The 3,565-nt window shown below is 37.1% G+C and carries 5 protein-coding genes; 3 read left to right on the forward strand and 2 right to left on the reverse strand.

Annotation, left to right across the window (positions count from 1 at the left end):
- Window positions 1-471: 471 nt before the first annotated feature.
- A complete protein-coding gene (locus EKC99_RS15100) occupies window positions 472-939 on the forward strand; it encodes a hypothetical protein (RefSeq protein WP_075039542.1) in 468 nt (155 codons plus the stop codon).
- A gap of 248 nt (window positions 940-1,187) precedes the next feature.
- Here EKC99_RS15100 and EKC99_RS15105 read toward each other — a convergent pair whose 3' ends face one another.
- Together EKC99_RS15105 and EKC99_RS15110 are read right to left on the reverse strand one after the other, a co-directional pair.
- Window positions 1,188-1,718: an IS630 family transposase gene (locus EKC99_RS15105; RefSeq protein ID WP_305956514.1), complete on the reverse strand. Its 531-nt coding sequence runs from the start codon at window positions 1,716-1,718 to the stop codon at window positions 1,188-1,190.
- Window positions 1,684-2,247: a helix-turn-helix domain-containing protein gene (locus EKC99_RS15110; protein WP_075039545.1), complete on the reverse strand. Its 564-nt coding sequence runs from the start codon at window positions 2,245-2,247 to the stop codon at window positions 1,684-1,686. Before EKC99_RS15110 ends, EKC99_RS15105 begins: the two co-directional genes overlap by 35 nt.
- A 327-nt stretch (window positions 2,248-2,574) precedes the next feature.
- On the opposite strand from EKC99_RS15110, the gene EKC99_RS15115 reads away from it, so the two are divergent.
- The gene (locus EKC99_RS15115) at window positions 2,575-2,811 is read left to right on the forward strand and encodes a single-stranded DNA-binding protein (protein ID WP_075039546.1); all 237 of its coding nucleotides are present in this window, start codon (window positions 2,575-2,577) and stop codon (window positions 2,809-2,811) included.
- A gap of 59 nt (window positions 2,812-2,870) precedes the next feature.
- Window positions 2,871-3,440 (forward strand): hypothetical protein, encoded by a 570-nt coding sequence (locus EKC99_RS15120; protein WP_027622093.1) that lies wholly within the window; start codon window positions 2,871-2,873, stop codon window positions 3,438-3,440.
- Window positions 3,441-3,565 lie beyond the last annotated feature (125 nt).

Raw genomic sequence — 3,565 nt, forward strand, 5'->3', positions numbered from 1 at the left:
ACCGTGATCATTTGTGATTTTCAGACGTTTCATGCCATTTCCGCTCCTTTTATACGTGGGTATTTAGGAGCAGTATAACCATAGAAAAAGGGGTTCATACAGAAGTCATTGCTTTAAAGTGCATGTATATAATAGAAGGTTTGCAAAAAGTTCTTTCTTTTAATGAAAACCTTGACAGGTTTTTCTTTCTTGGTGGATATTGTAAATAAACATAGAAGCGTTTGCAATTACTTGATACATTACATATACCATTGATTAGCATGTCGACGTTATTCAACGAATCAGATAATTGAATACTAAAAATGGTGATGATATGAAATACACCATATATAAATGAAAGCACTAAATCACATAATATTAAAATAAATAAATGGCAATTGTTTTATATCTATAGAGTGAGTATTTTTAATAAATTTCAAATGGATTGATATATATTAGTATTAAGATATTTTTTTTGAAAGGTGTAATATTATGGATAAGAGCAAGCGACATGCCAAAATTACTGGCGATTTTGGAGAATACTTTGTTCTCTATTTACTTTCAAAGAATAGTTTTGAGTGTGCAAGAATTGATTACGTGGGAATTGATTTATATGCCAAGAGCAACAAGACTGGCAAGACTATAGGGGTGTCAGTGAAAACAAAAACACTAAATCCTAAAAAGCCTACTCAGGGGATTGAAATAGATTCTATTGAACGTGCCAAGGAGGCTTGCGATGTTTTTGGAATCGAGCCTTATTTAGCGGTTGTTTTTGACCAAGGGAAGTATATGACCGTTATTATGTTTCCAGTGGATAAGATTGATGAATTCTGTTCAACCAGTAAGACAAAAATACGGTTGGATTTGAAACCCCAGGCTCTGGACAAGTATAAGAATCATCCAGAAGTGTATTATATGAGATTAAGAATTGAGGATAATACGTTTTGTAGCAAACAATAATATTTTCAAGAATGGTTCAGTAAAGATTTGTTGAAGGGGTGGGATAGTTTGGAAATATTATTAAATTATTCGGTTAGGGAGCTACATATTGACCTTCTGTTTTTGGAAGAATTCTATTCATCTGAAGCATTTCGAAAATGGTTTATTAAAAATACAATAGGTTTAGATAGTAATATAGTAAAGATACTTCGTACAGAACACTCAGTGTTCGAGTTATATACATCCAAATTGACATTTTAACCTCTGGTTTACGCAGCACACCCAATGCGGCGTAACACCTCATCTGGATGCTGTAAGACATGTTGTTCAAACCGAGTAATCGACTGGGCGATGTCTTTTTGATCTTTATGCAAGATGTTGGCGATGACTTCGTCTTTCAGCCACTTCCACAACCGTTCAATCGGATTCAAATGAGGCGAATACGGCGGGAGAAAAATAAAATGAAAGGCATCGCCTTCTTCGCTTTGAAGGAAAGCTTGCACCATGTTGGCATGATGAATACGCGCATTGTCCAACACAAGCACGATGAATCGGTCGGCGTATTTCTCTTTTAACAGGCGCAAAAAGTCGAGGAACGTTTCGGCATTGGTGGATGATGCGCGATGAAACACGACATCGCCTTGTTGCACGTCGACGGCACCAAAAATGGAAACATGGGCGTGGTGACCGTAGCTTGGCACTTGTTTTTGATTCCCTACTTCTGCCCACGTCGTATGAAGCGCTTGATAGGCGCGAACATGCGTTTCATCGACATGAAGCAGAACGAGTTCTTCCGTGATTAGTTTTTTTTATAAACTCGAGTTCTTTTTCAAACGCCGCTTGAAGTACAGGATCGCCTTTGACGAGCTTATAGGTCGGACGTGTCCATGACAAGTGAAGACGATGCAACAACTTTCGAATGCCTTCCCGTGACATCGAAACACCATAGGTTTGTTGGATGTAGGACTGCAATATACGTGTGTTCCATGATGAAGAAATGCCCCACCCGACATCCACAGGAGTGGTGGTTAACACGAGTTGTCTGATCTCCTGTTGTTGTTCTTCCGTCAGAAATGGGACGCGACCAGGTGGCAAGCGACGATCGAGTAAATGATCGAGCCCACCTTCATTAAAGCGTGCGACGTAGAGGGCAACCGATTGGCGGCATAGATTGACCATTTGTGCGACATCTTTGCCAAGAAACCCTTCCATGACGAGGCGAACGGCAGTCACTCGAGCACGCAGAGAGGCATCTTTGATTTTCCGTTCTTGTTTCCGAAGTGTTCGAGGTGTCCAACCGTGATCATTTGTGATTTTCAGACGTTTCATGCCATTTCCGCTCCTTTTATACGTGGGTATGTAGGAGCAGTATAACCATAGAAAAAGGCGTTCATACAGAAGTCATTGCTTTAAAGTGCATGTATATAGTAAGGAGACTTATAGAGAAAATAACGGTCTATGATGATAAACTAACTATTGAATTTAAATCTGGTGTAGAAGTAGATGTATAAACATAACCTACATGAATGACCACCATTCAGGAGATATATTTATTCTCTTGATTGGTGGTTTTCTTCTTATTGACTAGAATTGGTAAAAGGCATATAATCTTATTAACAATGTTGTTAATATTGTTATTGATAAGGAGATGACAACATGGGTGATGTTAATGAGTTACTAGAACAGGCTATTAAGGAAACTGAAAACTTGAATGAAGGTGAAGTCTTTCTTGTCAAAGATCTGTTCAAGGGTTATGTATGGAATAGAATACCCAGAAAGGATCGACTTCTGCTTGGGACTTTATTTTTAAACTACGTAAATAAAATGGAAGGTAATATAAAGGCTATTGAAAAGACGTCATCTAACCAGCAGAGGTATCAGAAGGTTTGCTGATATAGCAAAACTATTATGAAGGGCAATAAAAAACTATAAATTATATTAGGGTGTATGGGGTGGATGCTTTGCTTAATTTAAGGCAATTAGTAGATGACTTTTTCTTGTTTGTTCAGTCTAAGAGTATTGAAATTTATAATGAGTTTAGCCTCCAGCATGAGCTGGGGATATTCCTACGTGAAAAGCTTCCGGACTATCGTATTCAATTTGAAAGAAATGTATCATACTTCACACCAGACAATAAAACTATAAAAAAAGAAATAGATATTACTATTTTTAATGAAGATAAATCAGAGAAGTATGCAATTGAACTTAAGTGCCCATTAAATGGTCAGTATCCAGAACAGATGTATTCGTTCGTGAAGGATATTAAATTTATGGAGGAGCTTAAGAACCGAGGATTTACTAAAACAGCTGCTGTTGCTCTTGTTTCAGATAGACCTTTCTATGAAGGGCGCAACAATGAAGGTATATATAAGTTTTTTAGAGAAGAATATTCTGTTTACGGTTGTATTTTTAAGCCAACAGGTGTAGGAAAAAATAAAGATAGCATTGCATTAACAAGCAGATATGATTTTATCTGGCAGGACTTAAGTGACGGTCGTAAATATTACGTAATAGTGATTTGAAGTATTTAATTGAAGAGGGGGGATATTTTGGTGCTAGTATAGTTTTATGGACAGCTTTTAGTTAACTCTCTATCATAAAAGATAAGAGAGGAAGTGTCCGATATGAAACAAAAAAAGAAATATAA

Source organism: Anoxybacillus sp. MB8 (assembly GCF_011006755.1).
Lineage (GTDB): Bacteria > Bacillota > Bacilli > Bacillales > Anoxybacillaceae > Anoxybacillus > Anoxybacillus gonensis.